General features: G+C 66.1%; 23 protein-coding genes. 11 read left to right on the top strand and 12 right to left on the bottom strand.

Going from position 1 to position 21451, the window contains the following annotated elements; genetic code table 11:
* Positions 1-42: 42 nt before the first annotated feature.
* From ABD022_RS08495 to ABD022_RS08485, 3 genes are all read right to left on the bottom strand, one after another.
* The gene (locus ABD022_RS08495) at positions 43-639 is read right to left on the bottom strand and encodes a tat (twin-arginine translocation) pathway signal sequence (RefSeq protein ID WP_343820891.1); all 597 of its coding nucleotides are present in this window, start codon (positions 637-639) and stop codon (positions 43-45) included.
* Between the two features lie 49 nt (positions 640-688).
* Positions 689-1084: a VOC family protein gene (locus tag ABD022_RS08490; protein ID WP_343820890.1), complete on the bottom strand. Its 396-nt coding sequence runs from the start codon at positions 1082-1084 to the stop codon at positions 689-691.
* 252 nt (positions 1085-1336) lie between these two features.
* Complete coding sequence (locus ABD022_RS08485; protein WP_343820888.1) at positions 1337-1897, bottom strand: glutamine amidotransferase-related protein; 561 nt, start codon at positions 1895-1897, stop codon at positions 1337-1339.
* On the opposite strand from ABD022_RS08485, the gene ABD022_RS08480 reads away from it, so the two are divergent.
* Positions 1896-2210 (top strand): hypothetical protein, encoded by a 315-nt coding sequence (locus ABD022_RS08480; RefSeq protein ID WP_343820940.1) that lies wholly within the window; start codon positions 1896-1898, stop codon positions 2208-2210. The two genes, ABD022_RS08485 and ABD022_RS08480, sit on opposite strands and share 2 nt — an antisense overlap.
* Here the strand turns inward: ABD022_RS08480 and ABD022_RS08475 are convergent.
* The 5 genes from ABD022_RS08475 to ABD022_RS08455 form a co-directional block, all read right to left on the bottom strand.
* Complete coding sequence (locus ABD022_RS08475) at positions 2127-2447, bottom strand: type II toxin-antitoxin system RelE/ParE family toxin (protein ID WP_343820886.1); 321 nt, start codon at positions 2445-2447, stop codon at positions 2127-2129. The two genes, ABD022_RS08480 and ABD022_RS08475, sit on opposite strands and share 84 nt — an antisense overlap.
* 92 nt (positions 2448-2539) lie before the next feature.
* Complete coding sequence (locus tag ABD022_RS08470) at positions 2540-3640, bottom strand: ABC transporter substrate-binding protein (RefSeq protein ID WP_343820885.1); 1101 nt, start codon at positions 3638-3640, stop codon at positions 2540-2542.
* Positions 3641-3662: 22 nt separating this feature from the next.
* Complete coding sequence (locus ABD022_RS08465) at positions 3663-5411, bottom strand: ABC transporter permease (RefSeq protein ID WP_343820884.1); 1749 nt, start codon at positions 5409-5411, stop codon at positions 3663-3665.
* Positions 5408-6523, bottom strand: a complete 1116-nt coding sequence (locus tag ABD022_RS08460; protein ID WP_343820883.1) for an ABC transporter ATP-binding protein — start codon at positions 6521-6523, stop codon at positions 5408-5410. Before ABD022_RS08460 ends, ABD022_RS08465 begins: the two co-directional genes overlap by 4 nt.
* A gap of 149 nt (positions 6524-6672) precedes the next feature.
* On the bottom strand, positions 6673-7773 hold the full coding sequence (locus tag ABD022_RS08455) for a 4-oxalomesaconate tautomerase (RefSeq protein WP_343820881.1): 1101 nt from the start codon (positions 7771-7773) through the stop codon (positions 6673-6675).
* 58 nt (positions 7774-7831) lie between these two features.
* Between ABD022_RS08455 and ABD022_RS08450 the strand changes: the two genes are divergently transcribed.
* The 7 genes from ABD022_RS08450 (at position 7832) to ABD022_RS08420 (ending at position 14375) form a co-directional block, all read left to right on the top strand.
* Positions 7832-8734: a LysR family transcriptional regulator gene (locus ABD022_RS08450; protein WP_343820879.1), complete on the top strand. Its 903-nt coding sequence runs from the start codon at positions 7832-7834 to the stop codon at positions 8732-8734.
* Between the two features lie 148 nt (positions 8735-8882).
* Positions 8883-9677, top strand: coding sequence for an IclR family transcriptional regulator (locus ABD022_RS08445; protein WP_343820878.1), 795 nt, complete (start codon positions 8883-8885; stop codon positions 9675-9677).
* Positions 9678-9735: 58 nt separating this feature from the next.
* Positions 9736-11340, top strand: coding sequence for an OPT/YSL family transporter (locus tag ABD022_RS08440; protein WP_343820876.1), 1605 nt, complete (start codon positions 9736-9738; stop codon positions 11338-11340).
* A 31-nt stretch (positions 11341-11371) separates the two neighbouring features.
* The gene (locus ABD022_RS08435; protein ID WP_343820874.1) at positions 11372-12304 is read left to right on the top strand and encodes a DUF1177 domain-containing protein; all 933 of its coding nucleotides are present in this window, start codon (positions 11372-11374) and stop codon (positions 12302-12304) included.
* Between the two features lie 16 nt (positions 12305-12320).
* Complete coding sequence (locus tag ABD022_RS08430; protein ID WP_343820873.1) at positions 12321-13025, top strand: AroM family protein; 705 nt, start codon at positions 12321-12323, stop codon at positions 13023-13025.
* Between the two features lie 11 nt (positions 13026-13036).
* Positions 13037-13726: a dipeptidase PepE gene (pepE, locus tag ABD022_RS08425; protein WP_343820871.1), complete on the top strand. Its 690-nt coding sequence runs from the start codon at positions 13037-13039 to the stop codon at positions 13724-13726.
* A 16-nt stretch (positions 13727-13742) separates the two neighbouring features.
* Positions 13743-14375 carry an aspartate/glutamate racemase family protein gene (locus ABD022_RS08420; RefSeq protein WP_343820869.1) on the top strand — a complete coding sequence of 211 codons (633 nt, stop codon included), beginning with the start codon at positions 13743-13745 and terminating at the stop codon, positions 14373-14375.
* Positions 14376-14418: 43 nt separating this feature from the next.
* Here the strand turns inward: ABD022_RS08420 and ABD022_RS08415 are convergent, their stop codons facing one another.
* From ABD022_RS08415 to ABD022_RS08400, 4 genes are all read right to left on the bottom strand, one after another.
* Positions 14419-14883, bottom strand: coding sequence for a TlpA family protein disulfide reductase (locus ABD022_RS08415; protein WP_343820867.1), 465 nt, complete (start codon positions 14881-14883; stop codon positions 14419-14421).
* A complete protein-coding gene (locus ABD022_RS08410) occupies positions 14880-16097 on the bottom strand; it encodes a sialidase family protein (RefSeq protein ID WP_343820866.1) in 1218 nt (405 codons plus the stop codon). The genes ABD022_RS08415 and ABD022_RS08410 overlap by 4 nt, the downstream gene beginning before the upstream one ends.
* A 31-nt stretch (positions 16098-16128) precedes the next feature.
* Complete coding sequence (locus ABD022_RS08405) at positions 16129-18444, bottom strand: TonB-dependent receptor (RefSeq protein WP_343820865.1); 2316 nt, start codon at positions 18442-18444, stop codon at positions 16129-16131.
* A gap of 94 nt (positions 18445-18538) precedes the next feature.
* Positions 18539-18880: a DUF2946 domain-containing protein gene (locus ABD022_RS08400; RefSeq protein ID WP_343820864.1), complete on the bottom strand. Its 342-nt coding sequence runs from the start codon at positions 18878-18880 to the stop codon at positions 18539-18541.
* Between the two features lie 313 nt (positions 18881-19193).
* On the opposite strand from ABD022_RS08400, the gene ABD022_RS08395 reads away from it, so the two are divergent.
* The 3 genes from ABD022_RS08395 (at position 19194) to ABD022_RS08385 (ending at position 21253) form a co-directional block, all read left to right on the top strand.
* Positions 19194-19481 (top strand): hypothetical protein, encoded by a 288-nt coding sequence (locus tag ABD022_RS08395; protein ID WP_343820862.1) that lies wholly within the window; start codon positions 19194-19196, stop codon positions 19479-19481.
* Positions 19478-20191 carry a DUF899 domain-containing protein gene (locus ABD022_RS08390; protein ID WP_343820861.1) on the top strand — a complete coding sequence of 238 codons (714 nt, stop codon included), beginning with the start codon at positions 19478-19480 and terminating at the stop codon, positions 20189-20191. Before ABD022_RS08395 ends, ABD022_RS08390 begins: the two co-directional genes overlap by 4 nt.
* Before the next feature lie 66 nt (positions 20192-20257).
* On the top strand, positions 20258-21253 hold the full coding sequence (locus ABD022_RS08385) for a serine hydrolase (protein ID WP_343820860.1): 996 nt from the start codon (positions 20258-20260) through the stop codon (positions 21251-21253).
* The last annotated feature ends 198 nt before the right edge of the window (positions 21254-21451 follow it).

Genomic DNA, 21451 nt, shown 5'->3' with positions numbered 1-21451 from the left:
ACGCTATCCCGCGGATGCGCGTTTTGCGGTCCCGCGCCGTCTTCAGGCGTCGAAGGGAGGCGGGCTTGCGGAGGCGGGTGGATCGGGCAGCCAGGTCAGGTCGTTGAAGCCACGCTTGATGTAGCCGCCCTTGGACCAGGTCTCACCCTCGTAGCCGAAGTGCTTGTAGGCCATCTGGTTGTCGTAGATCGAAGTCACGCATTGGCCGCGGATTTTCTGGAAGAACGGGTCCGTCCGCATGGCTTCGAGTATCGCGAGTTGTCGCTGCGTAGGGGCCGAGGCCCAGTTTCCGCCGGCGGCGCGGTTCAGCGATGCGATGCCCGATCGCACCAGATCGCGGACCGCCGCGTCGCGGCAGGCTGTGTCGATGTCTTTGACCAGCAGGGCGTAGACCGCGTCCGGCAGGTCGTCGTGCGGATACAGGCGCCTGGCCATCAGCAGCAGGTCCCGGGCCTGGTCCTTGTCGAGCACCTGGGCTTCGAGCGCCCAGGTTCTGGAAGGCGCCAGCGCCGCCAGCAGCGTGCCGGCGGACAGGGTGCCGGCCAGGACGATGGTTCCCTTAAGGAACTCGCGGCGCGATCCGCGCCGGATGCGGGAGATGGTGGACTCCGGCGGCCGATCGATGGTTTCTTCTTTCATGCTCGTCTCCTGAAATGATGTCGCCGGGTGAGGCTGTCCCGGCTGGTTCTCATCGGTAATGTCCGCCTTCCTGCAGGACCTCGATCTTGTAGCCGTCCGGATCCTCCAGGAAGAAAAACGAGGCCAGCGTCTCGCCGTCCCGTTCGAGCCGCTTGATGGCCGTCGGCTGGTATCCAGATTGGCTGAAAGAGGCGTGGGTGGCGGCAAGGTCCGCCACGGCGAAAGCCACGTGGCCGTATGCGTCGCCGTGCTCGTAGGGCGAATCCCGGCCCTTGTTCAGCGTCAGTTCGATCTCGACCGGGCTGGCGTCGTTGCGGAGGTAGACCAGGGTGAAGGAGGGAAAGTCAAGCCGGTGGGTCTCCTGGAACCCGAACGCATCCCGATAGAAATCGATGGACCGCCGCAGATCCCGCACCCGGATCATGAGATGGATGAGCCTGGCCACATCCTGCTCCTTGCTTGTGCTCGTTGTGTCCAATTATGCGAGCACGGCGTATGGAGGGGTAACAGCCGGATGCTACATTCGGGCGGGTTTCCGCCGGGTCGGCAAGGGGTGGGCGACACGTTGCTGCGTTGGTTCAGCCTATGACCAGGCGTGGTTTCCTATGGCCAGGCTTGATTTCGTATTGAAAACCGATGTCCAATCCCACGACTGGCGTGGCCGCCCAGGAGATCGCCCGCCCGGCCCCGGCTGTATTCAGCGCTGGCCGCGCCTGTCGGCGTAGGCCTCCACGAACCGGTCGGGGAAGCCATACAGCCTCTGGTTCATGGCGCCGTAGTCATGGGCGCGCAGGACCTCGGGCGGCTGCACGAACCGGCGCGCGGCGAATGTCTCCGGTTCGCGCCCGGGAGCGGTGATCAGCCGTTCGATCACTTCGGGCGCCTTTCCCTCGGGTGTCAGCATGATCGGGAACTTGCCGATCTCCCTTTCCGGGCTGTGCTCGCACCGGGCGCCGAGCGCTTCGCCGAGCAGTTGCGCCCCGAGGCAGACCCCGACGACGGCCTTCCCGCCGTCGACGCATCGGGCGATCAGGGCGCATTCGGCGGCGGCGTCAAAGTGCGGGCATTCCTCCCGGGTGGTGGACGGCGATTGCGGGCCGCCCATCACCACCAGCAGATCGATGTCGTCGATGGACCGCGGCAGCGGTTCATGGTCGTGGACGCGGGAATGGCCGGCCTCGAATCCACGTTCCCTGACCCAGGTTTCGTAGGCGCCAGGCGCCTCGAACGACTCATGCACGACGAAATGGACCTTCATGATTTTCCTTGAAATCCGCTGGGCGATCCGGGGAAGGGGGCAGGGCCCGGTCTCCGCGGCCGTTTCCGCTGCGGCCGTTCAATCGCCCTGCAGGGAGCGCCCCGCTGAGAGTCTAAATCGCGCCGGCGAAGGTGTCGGATGCATGAACGTCAGCCAATCGACTGTCGCCTCCGGTTTGGACGATGCCGGGCATCAATGCCTGGTGGTGGCCTTCCTGGGCACGACGGTGTTACAGACCAAAATCTTCTCTGAATCGGTCAATCCGATGCATTCGGGTGTGAAGTATCGTCACGATACCGATGTCGTTGTTTGACAGCCGGCGCCAATAGACGAAGTGCGGCTTGTCGCGGAAGAAGTGACCGTCGATGTCGGATTCGGCGGGGATGGGGCGTGACAGTGTCCGTCGACTCTCGATTCCGTCAAAAGCCTCGAACAAGCCAGTGATATAGCGGTCAGCCTGCTGCGGTCCCCAATGATCCCTCGTATAGCGGTAGATCTCGTTGAGCCGGTAGGAGGCCGCCGCCTGGACTCGGATCTGTATCTTGGCCACGCACGATCTGGAGATTTCATGGCTCAGACCAAAACGCGACGAGTTCAGGAATCGCCCGTCAATATCACGGACTGGCGGCTTTCAGTGCATTTTCATTTCGTGAAGTTGAAATCCGTGTTCCATTTCGCCAGATCATCCTTGGAATACTTCATGGAATCCTCGGTGCTCATGCGGAAGTATTGCGCGGATTTGATGGGCGGCAGGGTCACGCCCAGCACGGTGGGCGATGCCACGTCGGCACGCGCGGGGTATTCGCCCAGTTTCGAGAATACTTCCTGGCCGCGCTTGGACAGGTTGTAGTTGATGAAGACTTTCGCCGCGGCCACGTTCTTGGCGGAACTGGTCATGCCCAGGTAGTAATCGTAGACGGCCACGCCTTCGGTGGGGACGACGAACATGAGCGGCGCCTTGTCCTTGGTGGCCAGCACGCCGATGTCGCTGACCTTGACGGTGCCGACCGCGACCTCGCCCCTGGCCAGGGCGATGGCTTCCTGCCCGAGCGAGTTATAGATCACCGGATCCTGGCTTGCATATTTCTTGAAATAGTCCTCGCCCAGCTTCGACAGCATGAATCGGTTCAGGGCCGCGGTGCTGCCGCCAGATCCGCCTTGTACGATGCCGATCTTGTTTTTCCATTTTCCGCTGACCATGTCCGCCCAGGATGTGGGCGCGGACGCTTTGTCGACCAGTTGAGTGTTGTAGCCAATGCTGTAGACCGAGTCGAAGGTCAGGTTGAACAGGCCCTGGTCCAGGCTGAGTTCGGGGATGTCGGCGATGATGGGGGGCAGGTATTTTTGCCAGACTCCAGCTCTTTGCATCGCTTGCGCGATTGGATAATCGGAGGTGCGGATAACGTCCGCCCCCAGTTTGCCGGCGCCTTGCTCGGACAGTACGCGTTCGGCCAGTTGGTTGGGCGTCAGGCGGATCATGCTGATCTTGATGCCGGTGTCTTTCGTGAAGCGGTCGATCAGGATTTTCTCGGCGGATTGCACGTACCCCGTGTACAGGCGCAGGGTTTCCTGCCTGGCCTGCTGGTACGTGGCGCTGTCGGCGATGGTTTCGCCCTCGATGACCAGTGCGCCGCCCGCTGCGGGTGTCGCTCCGTGCGCCATAACGGCGTAGGCGGACAGGATCAGGGCGGCTGAGATCGCCTTCGTGGCGAAGCGTTTTTTGGCGGATGTGAAGGGGGCCATGCGGAGTCTCCTTGGATAGGGTTCAGCTTGCCAGGCTGTGTGGTTGGTGTTGGCTTGCGTTACGGCGTTTCTCCATCGAGCCCAGCACCTGCCCCAGGATGGCGATGCAGGCGATCACAACGCAGTAATACACGCTGACGGCGGCGGCGGCCTGGATCTGGCCGTTCTCGAAATTTTCAAAAACCATGATCGACAAGATGCGCGTGTCGGACGTGAAGAGGAAGATGACGGCGCTCAACTCCCGCATCGACATCATCAGGAACAGCAGGAAGGTCGATGTGATGCCGACGCTCATCAGGGGCACCGTAATGGTCCGGACGGCGCGTGCGCGGCGGGCCCCCAGCAGCACGGCGCTGTCCTCCAGGTCGTTGCCGATCTGCAGGATGGACGCCGAAATGCCCTGGTAGCCCTGGGGAAAGAATACGGCGATGCAGGCGATCACCAGCACCCACACCGTGCCGTAGACCGGGATGGGGATGAGCAGCCAGGTCCACAGCAAGCCCATGCCCATGACGATGGATGGAATGGCCAGGGGTGTCATGGCGATGAAGTCGATGAGTCCGCGGCATCCGGAGATCGAGCGGTGCCGGATATAGGAGGCCAGGAAGCTGAGCAGGGTGCCAAAGCCCGCAGCCAGTACCGACACGATGATGCTGTTGCGCAGGCCGACGTGGAAATCCAAGGACTGCAGCGTGGTCCACAGCCTGCCCAGGGACAGTGCGCCGGGCTGTATCAGCTGCGCGATCGTGCTGAAGAAGGGAGACTCCTGCATGGCGGTCACCAGCAGCGCGAGCATGGGCAGTGCGATCGAGATCAGGAAATAGACCAGGACGTAGCCCATGATCAGCCACTTGAAGCCGCCCAGGGGCACCTGGCGGGAAATAGCGCCCTTGCCGGTGACCGTGGTGAACTTGCGCCGGCTGACCACCCGCTGCTGCAGCACGGTGAAGATCAGCAGGCCGATGGTCAGGATGACGGAGACCGCCGCCGCCTGATTGCTCTGCGCCGGCGTCGTGCTCATCAGGCGATAGATGAACGTGGGCAGGGTATCGACGCGTCCCGGCATCCCGACCACCTGCGCCGCCGGAAAGTTCTGCATGGCCAGCGCGAACACTAGGATGCCCGCGCCCAGCAGCGCGGGCAGCACCAGCGGCAGCGTGATGGTCCTCAGGGTCCGGCCGAATGACGCGCCGTGGACGGCGGCGGCTTCTTCCAGGTCGCCGCTCATCAGTACAAAGGAACTGCGCATCAGCAGGAAGCCGTAAGGTGCGTAATAGATGCCCAGGACGAAGATCAGCCCGCCCAGGCTGTAGATGTTCACGGCGAAATCCAGCCCCAGGTTCCTCAGGGCCACGTTCAGAAAGCCGCTGGAGGGCGATGCCAGGAAGGACCAGGCCAGCGCCCCCACCAGCGCGGGGATGAACATGGGAGAGATGCCGACGAAGAAGATGAAGCGTTTGCCGGGCGCATCGGTACGGGCGCACAGGAACGCCAGCGAGCCGCCGATCAGCAGCGCGATGATGGCGGCGCCCAGGCCGACGCTCAGCGAATTCACGAAGGCGTTGGCCGCATTCGGCGTCATCAGAGAGGTGAAGTTGTCGAGTGTCAGGCTTCCCAGGGTCGAGGCGCCGGGGCGGGGCACCGTGGTCGAGAGCGACGCGAAGACAACCAGGATCACCGGGATCAGGCACAGGACGAAGAGGATGGCGCTGATCCCTGCGACAGGGGCGTGGTCGCGCCAGTAGCCACGCAGCAGGTTGGCGGCTTTCATGCGGGGAGCTCCGAGGGCAGGATTTGCGCGGCGCATGGGTCCAGGCTGACGTGGACGCGGTCCCCGCTGTTCAGCACAGGGCCTTCGGCGGTTAGCTGTGCGGCGCTGATCTCGGGGCCTTGATCCAACTGGATGGCGTACTGGACATATCCGCCCTGGAAACTGGCGACCACGATTTTCCCAGGCCAGCGGTTGGCGGTTTCGCCCGGAGCTGGCGCCCGCGGATCGGCGGCCTGGATGCGAAAGCTCTCCGGCCGGACGCACAGGCTCGTGGCGCCCGTCGTCGAGGGCGGGATGAGGCTGGAATGCACGGTCAGCGCGTGGTCGGAGAGTTCCGCGACGTGGTGATCCGCGTTGATTTTCTTGACCTCGCAGGGGAAGACATTGGAGACGCCCAGGAAGTCGGCGATCTGTGATGTGATCGGGTTGGCGTAGATGTTTTGCGGCGTGTCGATTTGCACGATCCGCCCGCCCTGCATGATGGCGATGCGGTCCGCCAGGGCGAATGCTTCGTTTTGGTCATGCGTCACGTAGATGCAGGTCAGGCCCAGTCGCAGCTGCAGTTCGCGCAGCTCGACGCGCAGGCGGTCGCGCAGCCTGGCATCCAGATTGGACAGGGGCTCATCGAGCAGCAAAGCGCCGGGTTGCATGACCAGGCTGCGCGCCAGGGCCACCCGCTGCATCTGCCCGCCGCTCAGCAGGCTGGCGCCTCGTTCCGCAAAGGCCTGCAAACCGACCGTCGTCAGCGCCGCCATGACCTGCTTGCGGATGTCCGCCTTGGAGATTTTCCGGGTGACCAGGGAATAGGCGACGTTCTCAAAGACCGTCATGTGCGGCCAGATGGCGTAGGACTGGAACACCATGCCCACGTTGCGCTTGTTTGGCGGGGTGTTGATCCCTGCAGCACCGTCGAAAACAGTGTTTTCGCCGATGATGATCCGGCCCGATGTCGGGCGTTCCAGGCCGGCGACGCATCGCATGGCGCTGGTCTTGCCGCAACCTGATTGCCCCAGCAAGACGATGGATTCCCCGTCCTGGATCTGCAGGTTGAATTCGTGCAGAGCCGTGAATTTCCCGTATTGCAGCTTCAGTTGTTGAATTTCAATCTTCATGGCGACCTTACCTGTGGTGGCCGAACAGGCCTCGGTGCAGTCCTGTGTCGGTTCGTGATGCGGGGGCGGCGCGATTCGGCACGCCTGCCGTCGTTGCGAAGAAGGTGTGTCTCATGTTTGTCTCCCTGTTGATTGGATGTCGTCCGGGCTCAGCACGGCTCGGGAAAGTATGCATCGAGCGTGTGGGTGTCATGAATGAAGACCATGCCTTTCATGATTTTGCGCGCGGTCCGGATGACGCCGGCCCGCGCGATCCGGATGGCTTCGCCTTCCTGCCGGATGTCCAGGGCAATGTCGATATGGCCCGCGGGGTGCAGGACGCAGACGCGGCTGTCGTCCTGGTGGTCTTCGCACATGCCATAGGGGACGGTGCCCGGAATGGCGAAACAGCTGGCCAGCGAGATCGCCCCTGTCACCGCATGGGCCTTGTGGCAGCGATGCGGCGTCAGATAGCGGGACTGGATCGCCTGGGGACCTGCCGGGCTGGCCAGGATGGGTTTGGGCACGACGCTGTGAGTGACGTCCCCCAGCCCCATGCGCCGTCCGGCTTCCAGCCGCAGGGTCTCGATGCGGTCCATCAGGTCTTTGTTCGCATCCAGGATATCCGGCGTCTCGTTGCCGGACAGCCCCAGGGCGCGGGCGTCGAGAATCATGACCGGGATGGCGACGTCGATGCAGGTGGCCGCGAGGCCGTCGATCATATCGATGCGCGAGCCGGTCGGAAACAGGGTTCCGGTGCTGCCGCCCTGGACGTCCAGAAAGTTCAGGATGATCGGGGAACCTGTGCCGGGCACGCCGTCGATGTGCGCTTCGCCTTCATACGCCGGGCGGCCTCGGGGCGTCAGGACTTCTGCTTCGACGACGGTCCTGGCGTTGACGTTGTAGATGCGGACCCGGGTGACGCCGTCCTGGGCGGCCACCAACCCCTCTTCGATGGCGTAAGGGCCGACACCGGACAACAGGTTGCCGCAATTTGGGCGGGTGTCGACAATGGCCTGTTCGATGCCGATCTGCGCGAACAGGTAATCCACGTCGCAGCCCGGTCGAGAGGATCGTGAAATGATGGCGACCTTGCTGGTCAGGGAATTGCCGCCCCCCAGGCCATTGACCTGAAGCACGTGCGGCGAGCCCATGATCTGCAGCAGGGCGCGATCGCGCTGCGCGCGGTCGGCGGGCAGGTCTTCCGCCCGGAAATACAGGCCCCTGGAGGTTCCCCCGCGAAGCACGACACAAGGTATTGACGTTTCCATGGGGGTATTATGTGGAAATCGCTAGTCAGTGGATTGCAATTTTAGAAATCATAGTTGCATGGCACGCATCAATTTCGACTTGCAGGAACTGCAGGCTTTCGTCGCGGTGGCGGACAAGCTGTCGTTTCGAGAAGCTGCTGATTTCCTGAGCATTTCTCCACCCGCGCTCAGTCGCCGCATTGAAAAACTGGAGATGCTGCTGAGCGCCAGATTGTTTGATCGCAGCACGCGGCGTGTCGAACTGACCAACGTCGGCCGCGCGTTCCTGGACAGGGCGCGCCGGGCGCTGGACGAACTGGAACAAGGGGTGCTGGGCATCGAAGACTTGGCTGCCCACTATCGCGGCGTCGTCACGGTGGCCTGCGTGCCGTCGGTGGCCTATTACTTCCTGCCCAGCGTCATCAAGACCTTCACGCAGCTCTACCCGAAGATCCGCGTGCAGATCCTGGACGAGGGCGCCAATACGGTGTTGAACGACGTCTTGAATTTCCGCGCCGATTTCGGCGTGAACTTCATCGGGACCCAGGAAACAGACCTGCATTTCGAACCCATTCTCAGCGAGCGCTTCGTCCTGGCGGTTCCCGCCAACCACCGATTCGCCAGGCGGCGCCAGATCCGGTGGCGGGAATTGGTCGGTGAACGCTTCATCACGGTGGGCAAGAACAGCGGCAATCGGGTTCTGCTGGATTCGGTGCTGGCCAGCCTGAAAGAGCGGCCGACCAGCTTTTTCGAGGTGGCCCACGTGTCTTCGCTGCTGGGGCTGGTCGAAGTCGGCCTGGGAGTGGCTGCCGTGCCCAAGCTTGCCTTGTCGGCGGAAAACCAGTCGACGCACAAGGGGATCGCCCTGATCGAGCCCGAAGTCTCCCGCACCCTGGGGCTTTTGTATCGCAAGAATGATGACCTGTCGCCCACAGCGCGCGTGCTGTACGACCTGATCAAGAGCGAGGCCCTGCGTCGCTAGGTCAAAGGCTTGTTTCGGGCGAGCGCGCGAATGCCGCCCGATACCGCCGCAGCAGCGCGCCATCCATCAGGGTTATTCCTAGGCAAGACTGACCGCATCATTGGGTAGAATCTATCCATTGCCAATAAATGGCACTAAGTTCCAAAATATGGAACTCTACTCAAATCAAACCACCATCGACATGACCGTCCTGATCAGCGCCGCCAATGTGTTCCGTCTGTTCGCCAGCGCCGAGCGCGATCTGTCGGTGACCGACGTGGCCGAGGGCCTGTCCTTGCCGAAAAGCTCGGCGTCGCGCCTGCTCAGGCAGATGCTGGAATGCGGCATGCTGGAACGCTGCGCCGACTCCTTGCTGTATCGGCCCGCCTTGCTGCTGCTCGAAGTCGCGCATCAGGTCCGTGCGACGACCCCGCTGCTGGCGCGGATGGAACAGGAACTGGAGAACCTGGTGGGGGAAAGCGGCCATACGGGATATATCTCCGTGCTCGACCAGCCCGGCGCAAGCGTCGTTGTGCTGCGCGTGCATCGTGGCAGCCATCCGCTGCAGGTGGTGACGTGGCCCGGCCACAAGTCCGCCGCCATCGCCACCTCGACCGGGCGCGCATTGCTGGCGCGCCTGGACGACGACACCGTCGCCAGCCACTTCGACCAGCTGGTGGCCAGGGCCGCGCCCAGTTCCCCGCGGGATCTGGCCAGCCTGCGCAATCGCCTGGAGCAAGTCCGCCGCGATGGCTGGGCCGTCGCGCAAGACGAGGCCCTGCCCGGTGTGGGTTCGGTCAGCTGCGCGGTGGCCGATCCGCTCGGCAAGGAAACCATGGCGTTCTGCCTGAGCTTTCCCTCCAGGCAAATCCCGCCCGTGGATGCCGAGGCCCTGGCTCGCGGCCTGGCCGACCGGGCGCGCAAGATCGGCCGCGCCATCGGCGATCCGTTCTGGAGCCGATGACGGGTTCCGGTGCCGGATGCCCGTCCGGATCCGAATGAAGACAGTCCGAGAGATCCCCATGAACACTCCCCAGAATCATCCAAGCACCTTCCAGGGCAGCACCTTCGTGTTCGTCGTGCTGCTGAGCATATTCGGCGCCATCATCGGCATCCAGCTGCTCACGACCCTGGGCGTCACGCCGAACACGTCCATCATCGGCGCCCTGGCGGCCATGATATTGGCGCGGGTGCCCTTGAGCCTGCTGCGCCAGTTCCGCGACGTGCATGTGCAGAACCTGGCGCAGACGGCCATTTCGTCGGCCACGTTCGGCGCGGCCAACAGCCTGTTGCTGCCGATCGCCATTCCCTACCTGATGGGGCGCCCCGACCTGATCCTGCCCATGTTCATCGGGGTCGGCCTGGCGATGCTGCTGGATGGTTTCATGCTGTATCGCCTGTTCGACACCCGGGTGTTTCCGGCGACAGGGGCCTGGCCGCCCGGGGTCGCCGCGGCCGAGGCCATCAAGGCGGGCGACAGCGGAGGCAAGCAGGCCAAGGTGCTGGGCGTGGGCATCGGCGTGGGGGTGATCGGGGCCTGGCTGCACGTGCCGATGTCGGCTTTCGGCATTGCTTTCCTGGGCAATATCTGGGCTTTGACGATGTTCGGGGCCGGGCTGCTGATCCGGGGATATTCCAATCCCGTCCTGGGGGTGGACATCAACGCCCTGTACATTCCGCATGGATTGATGATCGGCGCCGGGCTGGTGGCGCTCGTCCAGGTGATCGCGCAGATACGCCATCATCGCAAGAAGTCCGTCCCGGATCCCCGGGCCGCCGACCCGAAGGACGCGACGCCGCCCGACAGCGCGGATCGGGTCCGTTCCGCCATGCAGTTCGGCGCCGTTGCGTACATCGTTCTGGCCGCCCTGATCGCGTTCGGCAGCGGCATCCATGCCGAGCTGTCCTGGCCGATGCTGGCCGCCTTCGTCGTGTACGCCGCGTTTGCCGCGCTGGCGCACGAGTTGATCGTGGGCATCGCCGCCATGCACTCGGGCTGGTTTCCTGCCTTCGCCGTGGCCCTGATCACCCTGCTGGTCGGCATGCTGATCGGCTTTCCCCCGCTGGGCCTGACCATGCTGTGCGGCTTCGCGGCCGCCACCGGCCCGGCTTTCGCCGACATGGGGTACGACCTGAAGGCCGGCTTCATCCTGCGCGGCAACAATGCCGATCCCCGGTTCGAACTGCAGGGGCGCCGCCAGCAGCTGATCTGCGCGATGATCGCCTTCGTCGTGGCCATTCCCATCGTGTACGTGTCGTTCCAGAGCTATTTCGCCAGCGGGCTGGTGCCGCCGGTGGCGCGTGTGTATGCCGCGACCATCAAGGCCGGCATTTCCGGCGACGTGGGCATGCACCTGGCCATGTGGGCCATTCCGGGGGCGATCGTCCAGTGGCTGGGCGGGCCGAAGCGCCAGATCGGGGTGCTGCTGTCCACGGGTCTGCTCATTTTCAGTCCTCTGGCCGGGTGGGCGGTGCTGATCGGCATCGGCCTGCGCCTGCTGGTGCTGCGGATCTGGGGTGACAAGATCCAGAACACGATGGAAGTGTTCGCCGCCGGGGCGATCGCGGGCGATGCCATCTACGGCTTCTTCCATTCCATCTTCCAGTATCAGGCCAAGACCCGATGAATCCTCCATTTCGTCATAGCAAGGAAGCACAATGAGTTTGTCGCATACGCTGAAGGCATTCGAGGCGCTCGATAGCGCGTACGCAACCGGCAAGACCGTCCTGGACCTGCTGGCCCCGCATGACCGGTCGGTCCGGGCGTCGATGGAAACCATCCAGGGGCCTCGCGGCAAGACCGATTTCGTCCGCATCGTCGTGCCGGGCACGGAGGGCAAGCGGAAGGGCGGCGCGGCGCCCACGCTGGGCATCGTCGGCCGCCTGGGCGGCGTGGGCGCGCGCCCCACCCGCATCGGCCTGGTGTCGGACGGGGACGGCGCCGTGGCCGCGGTGGCCGCCGCGTTGAAACTCGCCGGCATGGCCGAGCAGGGCGACGCGCTGCCGGGCGATGTGATCATCAGCACCCACATTTGCGCCGACGCGCCGACGCGCCCGCACCAGCCGGTGGATTTCATGGATTCGCCGGTGGACACCGAAACGCTCAATGCCCATGAAGTGACGCCGGACATGGACGCCGTGCTGTCCATCGACACCACCAAGGGCAATCGCATCCTGAACCATAAAGGCTACGCGCTCTCGCCCACGGTCAAGCAGGGCTACATCCTGCGTGTCTCCGAAGACCTGGTACGGATCATGGAGATGACCAGCGGACGGCCCGCCGTCACGTTCCCGATCACGACGCAGGACATCACGCCCTATGGCAACGATGTCTACCACATCAACAGCATCCTGCAGCCTTCCATCGCCACCGAGGCGCCCACGGTGGGCGTCGCGATTTCCACCGTGACGGCCGTGCCCGGCTGCGGCACGGGCGCCAGCGACGAAGCCGATATCGCGGCGGTGGTGCGGTTCGTGGTGGAAGTGGCCAAGGAATTCGGCCGGGGGACCTGCCGCTTCCACGATCAGGCCGAATACGACCGGCTGGTGTCGCTGTATGGCTCCATGGCGCATCTGCAGCGCCAGGCGTAGCAAGAGGGGAAACGTCATGAACGGTCATCCCGGGAAGTCGCCGCGGCGTTTGCTGGGCACGCTGACGATCGGCCAGGCGCCGCGTCCGGACATCACGCCGATCCTGGAATCCTGCCTGCCTCCGGACACGGATTGCGTCCATGCCGGCGTGCTGGATGGACTCGATCCGCGGCGGATCGCGCAGCGGTTCGCCGTCCGGGATGGCCAGCCGGTGCTGGTGTCGCGCCTGCTCGACGGCACGCACGTCACGCTCGACAAGGCCGCGGTGCGCCAGGCCATGCAGCCCAGGCTCGACGAGCTCGAAGCCCGGGGCTGCGACGCGGTGCTCGTGCTGTGCACGGGCGAGTTCCACGACCTGAAGCTGTCGCACGCCTGGCTGATCGAGCCGGATCGCCTGGTGCCGCCGGCGGTCGCGGCGCTGGCGGGGCCGCGCCAGGTGGGCGTCATCGTGCCGCTGGCCGAACAGGCCGTCAGCGAGGCGGGCAAATTTTCCGTGCTGGCGCGTCCGCCGCTGTGCGAAGTCGCCCTGCCGTACGGTGGCGACACCGATGCCGTGGCGCGTGCCGCCCTGGCGCTGCGCGACCGCGGCGCCGAAATCCTGGTGCTGGACTGCATGGGATTCGTGCGCGCGCACCAGCAGGCGGCACGGCAGGCGTGCGGCCTGCCGGTCCTGTTGTCGAATGCCGTCGTCGCAAAGCTGACGTCGGAACTGATTGCCTGACAAGGATGTCCATGGAATTACTGTTGCTGAGCAATTCGCGTTCCCCTGACGGGGGCTATCTGACGCATGCGTCCGACTTGATCCGGGCGGCCGCGGGATCGCGGCGCACCGCGTGCTTCGTGCCCTTCGCCGGCGTCACGTTCAGCTGGGACGAATACACCGCCAAAGTGCGGGCGGTCGTCGAGCCGCTGGGCATCGAATTGACCGGAGCCCATGCGGCTGGCGCCGACGCCCTGGATGCGGCGGAACTGATCATCGTGGGTGGGGGCAATACGTTCCAGCTCTTGCGCGAATGCCGCCGGCGCGGGCTGCTGGCGGCCTTGCGCGCGCACGTGCGCGGCGGCAAGCCGTACATCGGCTGGAGCGCGGGCGCCAATCTGGCGTGCCCCTCCATCTGCACCACCAATGACATGCCGATCGTCGATCCCGAAGGGTTCGAGGCATTGGGGCTGGTCGATTTCCAGATCAATCCGCACTACACCAACGCCTTGCCGCCGGGCCACCAGGGCGAGACGCGCGACCAGCGTCTCGCGGAATTCCTGGCCGCCAATCCGGACGCCCGCGTCATCGGCCTGCCGGAAGGCGACTGGCTGCGCGTGGACGATGCGGGCATTCATCTGGGCGGACCGTTCGCGGCCCGCCTCTTCAGGCATGGCGAGGACGCGCGGGATGTGCCGGCGGGCGGGCCGGTACGGATCTGAATCGGGAGGCAAGACCATGACGCTTGGAATCATCCGGGTCCTGACGACGGAGGACGAGGCGGTGCTGTTCGAGCACGGCCGCATCCTGGAACGGGAATACGGACTGCGCACCGTGACGGAGTGCATCCCCGATCAGCCGGATGGCATCTACGACGCACAGAGCGAGGCGCTCGCGATCCCGAAGATCGTGCGCCTGGGCCGGCGGCTGCGGCAAAGCGGCTGCGCGGGCCTGTTCCTGAGCTGTGCCGCGGACCCGGGGCTGGCGCAGTTGCGCGAGGCCGTGGACATCCCGGTCATTTCGGCCGGCAGCGCGGCCGCGCGGGTGGCCGGATTCCTGGACAGGCCCTGCGCGGTCATCGGCATCGGCGAGGAAGCCCCCGCGCCTTACCGGCATGTCCTGGGCGAGTCCGTGCCCTATGCACGGCCGTCGGGAGTGACCAGGACCACCGACCTGCTGACCGCGGATGGCCGGCGGGCCGCGCTGGACTGCGCGCGGCGCCTGCATGAGGAAGGCGCCCGGGTCATCGTGTTTTCATGCACGGGCTTGACGACCATCGACCTCGCCGCGGACGTCCGCCGCGAGCTGGACTGCGTGGCGATCGACGCCGTGCGGGCCGCCGGACTGTTCGCCAGCGCGATCAGGATGTGAGCGCGGCGCCGGGCGGCAGGCGCCGGACGACCCGCGACCTGAATCAGCGGCCGCCGGCCAGCGCCCTCAGCCGTTCCTCGGTCAGCGTGCCGCTGGCCGTTCGTCGGGTGCCGTCCGCGTGGATGACCACCGTGTACGGCAGTTCGCCGCCCCAGTGCGGATCGATCAGGTAGTTGAGTCGCTGGACGGACGTGCCCGCGTAGGCGCGCGCGGGGACACCGGTCGCCCGCGCCGAACGCAGGCGCTTCAGGATGGCTTCCTCGGGGACGTTCCGGTCGGTATTGACCGTCACGGCCTGGACGTCCTCGCCGGTCGCGCCCAGTTCGGCGACGGCCCGCAGGTTGGTCTCGCAGTAGGTGCAATACAGCGCCCACAGTTCGATGACGCGGACGCCGCGCGCGGGCGGCTCGAGCAGGGCCGGTATGTCCCCGGCCGTCAAGGGCTCCAGGGACGCCGCGGCCGCGGGCAGGGCGACCAGCATCGACAGCGACAGGATGAGCGTTTTCATGGTTCTACGGCTCCAGCGATCGGGACGAGGCGAAAACCGTCGGCCGTGTCCCAGGCGGCGTAGGCGTGGCCGTCGCGGTCGAGCAGCAGTTGCGGCGAACCGGCATCCGTGGCGGTGCGCGCGAGTTCGCGGGCGTCGCCGAAATGCGCGCCCGCGTCGGACGAGAGCCGCGCCATCAGCTTCAGGCCTTCGGCATCGGCCTGGTTCCATACGATCCAGACCCGATCGTCCGCCGCCGCCACGTCGGCGTGCGCCGCGCCGTCATGGGCGATGGCCAACAGATCGTCGGGCGGCTGTCCCGGGTTGAGCCGTCCGTACCAGAGGGTCGGGTCGCCGTCCCTGGCGGAGAACCAGACCGCGTGGCGGGTCCCGTCGGCGGCGATGGCCAGGCCGGGGCCCTGGTGGGGGCACGCGTTCACCCGCCACCCGGTGAAGGTCGCCCGGGCGGGGGGCTGTGTGACGGACTCGCCGCGAACGAGCGCGTAGGCGTGGTCCCGGAGATCGTCCGCGTCCTCGAAGCGCCAGAGCACGCCGATCCCGCCGTCCGGCGCGCGCGCAGTGGCGATGCGGCAGCAATCGCAGCTGTGGTCGGCCAGTTTGCGTTCCGGTCCGAAGCTGGCGCCCGCGTCGTCCGACCGCGCGTAGTAGACGGCTGTGCCCGCGTAGGCTTCTTTCCGCAACCCGGCGGCCTCGAAGTCGCGCCGGTCTATCCAGGCGATCAGCACGCGTCCCTGGGCATCGACCGCCAGGGATGCCAGGCGGTGGGTGATTTCGGCGTCGTCCCGGTGCACCCGGATGGGTGTCGAAAAGTGCCGGCCTCCGTCCACCGAGCGGGAGAACAGGATGTGCCCCGTGTACGGCCTGGGCAGCGACCGGGTCCAGGCGATGTAGATCTCCCCTTGTTGTCCCAGGGCGATCGTGGGCCTGTCCTCGCCCATGGTGAGAATCGACCCGGCGGGAGCGTCGATCACGACGGGCGTGCTGAATGTCCGGCCCAGGTCGTCGGAATGGCGCACCGACAGGCGGCCATCGTCGGCCGACACCGTCCAGAGCCGGTCCTTCGGCCCGAACGCCGCGCTGGTGGCCATGACCGGCGCCATGTGGGCGCCCGGGCGATGATCCATCCGCATGGAGGCCGCATGGGAGAACGCCCGCCAGGGGAGGGCCAGGAGCAGGAAGAGCAGCAGCAACCGCGGCAACTTATTCATGTTCATGTCGATTCCTTGCAGTGAAATGAGGCATGTTTCACATCCGCACCGCCGCCTGGACGTAGAGCGTGCGTCCTGGGTAGGGGTGGTAGACGAAATAGCGCTTGTCGAACAGGTTGTCCACGCCCACGCTCACCTCGCTGAACCGGTTGGGCCTGTAGGTGAATTTCAGGTCGGCGACGGTGTAGGTGCTGGTGCCGCCGTAGACGTCGGGGTTGGTGTCCGTGTTGGTCAGCGTGTTGTACTGCCGGCCGGAATACCGCACGCCCGCGCTCGCCGACGCCCGCTCTCCGAACCGGTACGTGCCCAGCAGCTTGGCGCGCCACAGCGGGATCCGGTAGAAATACTTGCCGACGGATTCGGGGTTGGACGCGTTGGCGAGGATCTTCGATCGGGTGTAGGCCACGCTCGCGGTGATGTCCAGGCCCGCCATTCCGACGTCCCGCCCCTGGTAGCCCAGTTCGGCACCGCGCGTGCGCACCTCGTCGATGTTCTGGAAATTGGTGACGTTCGGGATGACCGTGGTGTCCGTCTGGCGGAAGATGGCGTCGCGCACGTCGTCCTGGAACAGGGAGAGCCGGAAGACGCCGTTCCAGTGCCACCATTCGGCCGACAGTTCCTTGCCCAGGTCGTTTTCCGCCCGCAGGTCGGGGTTGTTGTTGACGATGGACGAACCGCTGATCTGGCCCTGGAACAGTTCGCCGACGGTCGGAAAGCGGTAGGCCCGGCCGATCGAGGCGCGCAGCGTCAGGTCGTCGGACACGTCGAACGACAGCGAGGCCTTGGGCGACACATGGCGCCGGGACGCCCCGGGATACGACAGCCGGGCGGCCCCGGACGCCTGCGAACCGCCGTAGGCCCGCCAGTCCTCGTAGCGCAGGCCGTAGACGAGTTTCCAGCGCGGCAGGAACCGCCATCCGTCCTGAATGTAGAGCGCCTGCGTGCTGGTCCTGCCCTCGAACGCATTCTTCAGCGCGCCGGCCGCGCCGCCTTGCCAGTTCGTCGTATTGAATGTGCCGTTCCGGGTGGCGTAGCGATCGAAGTGGTAGCCCAGCGCCAGCCGATGGGCCCGCGGGCCGGCCTGCGCGGAGGGCGTGTAGCCGGCCTTGAGATCGAAGGTCTTCCAGCCCGTGCCGTCGCCATAGGTGATGGTGCCCGGACCGTCGAAGGAGCCGCCGGCATTGGCCTGCCGCCCCACGCTGCGCGTCACGTCGAAGGCCGAGGCGTTCACCTCCGCGTTCCAGCCGCTCGCCCGGGTGGTCCGCAGCGACAGGCCGTAGAGCCAGTTGTCGCTTTCCCCCCGGCTCGCCGCCAATGCCGACGCGGGGATGTCGTACTCGCGTCCGTCGATGGCCACCTTGCCGGCGTAGACGGGGTCGCCGTTCTCGTCCCTCAGGAAGGTCGAGGTATCGCTCGTGTAGCGTTCGTGCCAGTAGGCCACGGACGCGCCGGCCTGCAGTTCGGATGTCAGGTCGTATTGCAGCCTGAGCTTGAACTGGTCCTGCGTCGTGTGCTTGATGCCTTCTCCGCTCATCCCCAGGACCGCGGTGCGCTGGCCCGTCTGGTTGTCGTAGAAAGATGCGCCCGACACCGGCGTGGCGCCTGCCGTCGCGGGTTTGTCCGATTGCGCCAGGGTGGCGAACTGCATCGGCTGGCTGGTGCTTTTCAGGCGGTTGACGCCCAGCAGATACGACAGGCGGCCGACCTTGTCGCCAATCGTGGCGGAAATCTCGTGACCGTCGAAATCCCGATCGACGCCGAACAGGTCGAAGTGCTGCGTGAACGCCTTCGCGTTGGCGCGGGCTTCGAACCGCGTGGGCATCCGGGTGGTGATCAGCACCGTCGATCCCATGGCGTTGCCCGGGTAGAGCGCGGAAAAGGGGCCGTACGCGACGTCCACGCGTTCGATGTCGTCCGGGAACACCATGGACCAGCGGGGCGGGAACGAGTAGCTGTTGCCCAGCAGGTTGCTCAGCAGCAGTCCGTCGGCATAGACCAGCCCCCGGGCGCTTTGCGTGTTGCTGGTGCCGCGCACCGCGATGATCGAATTCTGGTCCCCGATGAAGCGCTTGCGCACGTCCAGGTTGGGCAGGTACTTCAGGGTGTCTTCGCTGTTGATCACGTTCCAGTTCCGGAACTGTTCGCGCGTGACGGATTCGACGCTGGCGGGCATGTCGGGATCGGTGGCGGGGCGTTCGGCTGTGCCCGTGACCGTGATGGCGGGCAGGGCGGCGGGCGCCTCCGGCTCGGCTTCGGCCGGCCCGGAGGCGAGCGCGAGGGATGCGAGGGCGCACAGGATCGCGGCGCACGGCCGTGGGCCGTACGCGGCCTCCCGTTTGAAGGCTGGATGCATGATGTGTTCTTCCTGACGATGGAGGAATGGCTGCGCCGGGCCTTGTCGCAAGGCCTGGGCGCGGACGGGGTCGCCGGCACGAAGGCCGGGGATGTCAGGAAAGGTGCGGGGGATCGCGCGGGCGGCCCGCGGGGAATGTGCCCAGCGGCACGTGGCGGATCCACCGGGGAGCCGCCAGGAGGACGAGCGCCAGCAGCAGCACGGCCGGCGCGGCGGGTGGCGTGGCGGGCAGCGTGGCGTCGTGGGCCAGCAGGCCGCAGTATCCACATGCGTCCAGCGCATCGGCCGGGCCGTCGTGATGTCCTCCGACCTGGATGCGGTAGTCCGCCGCGGACGGGGCCGCCTGATCGGCGGAGAGGCAGACGGGCACGGCCACGTCCCGCGCCGATGTCCCGACCAGCCAGCTGATGGTCGGCGCGGCGACGAGCAGGCACATCGCGAGCAGGCCGAATCAGGCGGCCAGACGGGTCGAGCGTGTGCGAGGTCCGGATGTCATGGTCGCGGAAGCCGGGAGGGTTCTGAGGTCGAAAAAACCGTGATTGAAACCTCGTGCATCATACACGACTGAGAATCATTCCAAGAATTGGCCGCCCGCTTGTCCCACGGGATGCCGGCCGCGATGGCGCCATCGGAAACCCCGATCTCCGAATCCCGCCACATTTGTTACTCCCGCCCCTGATGCGCGCCGTCCTACGATTTCCGTACGGTCCGGCGAGACCGGGACATGCCAACCGGAAAGGGGCACACGAATGACGATGTCTTCAGTCGCCGCCTCGCGGCAGCCATGGAAGCGGTGGGCGCGCATCGCGGCCGATGGGCTTGCCTGCGCGGCCGCGCCCGTCTTCGCGGTCATGGCGGTGGCCGCGATGCGCGATGCTTCCCCGGCGATGTTCTGCGCGCCGGATCCGGGGGCTTCGCCGCTCGATGGCATGACCACGATGTACCTGTTGATGAGCCTCTTCCATCTGCCGCCCTGGTTGAGGCTGGCTCGCGCAGCGGGGCGCGCACCGACCGATGACCGAAGGAGAATGCCATGAACCATTCCGTTGTTTCGCACGAAGCGTGGCTGGCCGCCCGCAAGGCGCTGTTCGCCAAGGAGCGCGCCATGACCCACGCGCTCGACGCGCTTCGCGTGGAGCGCCGCGGCCTGCCCTGGGAGCGGGTCGAGAAGCCTTACGTCTTCCAGGGACCCGGCGGCGAATGTTCGCTGGGGGATTTGTTCGAAGGCCGCGGCCAGCTCGCGATCTATCATTTCATGCTGACCCCGGGCTCGGACCACCTGTGCCCCGGCTGCTCGTACACCATGGATCACGTCGACGCGGCCCGACGGCATTTCGAGCACGCCGACCTGTCGTTCGCGGCGGTGTCCCGCGCGTCGGTCCGGCAGATCGAGGCGGCCAGGAAGCGCATGGGCTGGACCTTCACGTGGGTGTCCTCCGGCGAGGGCGACTTCAACTACGACTTCGGCGTGTCGTTCACCGAGGAGGACCGCGCCGCCGGCCGCGCGGCCTACAACTACGGCCTGACGACCATCCGCAACAGCCCGGACATGTTCGGCGTCAGCCTTTTCGCCAGGGACGAGGCGGGCGATGTCTTCCACAGCTATTCGACCTATCACCGGGGCACCGAACTGCTGATGGGGGCCTTCAACTGGCTCGATCTCGCACCCAAGGGCCGGAACGAAACCAGCGGGACCATGAGCTGGATCCGGCTGCACGACGAGTACCGATCGGCCGTCGGAGAGTAAGATAACCCTTCAATGTGTGTCTTGTCGTCGCACGGCTTCGCGCCGCGCCGACGGATCGGAGGGGTCATGGCATGGCGACGGGCGCGGGCGATCTTCTTCTGCATGGCGGCGGCCCTCGCCATGGCCGTCGGCGCGGGCTGGCCGCCCTCCGTGTCCGCCCAGGTCGCCAATTTCCACCCCTGCAACGCCCAGCCCTCCCTGCCGATCTGCCTGCACGGCTACGGCCGACGCATCGCCGTGCAGCGCTGGGGGGCGACGCCGGAACCGCTCGATCCCGATGCCGTGGCCAAGGCGCCGCTGGTCACGCGCGATCCGGCCGGGGAAATCGAAAAGCTCAAGTCCACCACGGCGTTCGTGCAGGACATGGACACGTCCGAGGTCCTGTTCGCGCGCGACGCGGACGTCGTGCGGCCGATCGCCTCCCTCGTCAAGCTCATGACGGCGCTGGTGGTGGTCGAGGCCGGCCTGCCCATGGACGAGACGATCGTCATCGACGCCAGCGACGTCGACGTGCCCAGCGAGCTGCCTTCGCGCCTGGCGGCCGGCGCGCGCCTGAGCCGCGCCGATCTGCTGCATCTGGCGCTGGCCTCGTCCGAGAACAGCGCGGCGCACGCCCTGGGGCGCACCTACCCGGGCGGCATGACGGCCTTCGTCGAGGCGATGAACGCGCGGGCGGCCGCGCTGGGCATGGGCGACTCCCGGTTCGTGGAGCCCATCGGCCTGTCCAATGAAAACGTGTCCACGGCCCGGGACCTGGCCAGGCTGGTGCATGCGGCGTCCCGGCAGCCGCTGATCGGGGAATTCACCACGGATGCCAAGTACAGCATCGACGGGCGGACGTTCCGCAACACCAACATGCTGGTGGGCCGGCCCCGCTGGGACATCCTGGCTTCCAAGACCGGCACCACCCGCGAGGCCGGCGATTGCCTGGTGATGATGGTCCGGCTCGGCGGCCGCAATCTCGCCATGGTGCTGCTCAACGCGCAGGGGATGAGCGGTTCGCGCTTCGGCGACGCGGTGCGCCTGCGGCGCGTCCTGGACAGCCGGATGGCGGCGAAATAGGGCGGCGCGGCCGCCCCGCAGGATCTCCAGCCCGTCGCGGATCTGGCGCTGCATGCCCGGGCATTGCTGGGCGGTCCTGGCCGGATCGCCTTCGGTGATGTCCAGCGCGAACTGGCCGGCTTCGCGGTTGACCTCCATCAGGGCGCGCATCTGTTCGGGGGTGAAGCCCTGGAAGCCCAGGCATTCGTCGAGCAGGGC

This window comes from Castellaniella daejeonensis, assembly GCF_039523555.1.
Lineage (GTDB): Bacteria > Pseudomonadota > Gammaproteobacteria > Burkholderiales > Burkholderiaceae_B > Castellaniella > Castellaniella daejeonensis.
Note: the sequence above shows the minus strand (reverse complement) of the source record. Positions and strands in the feature narration are given on the sequence as shown.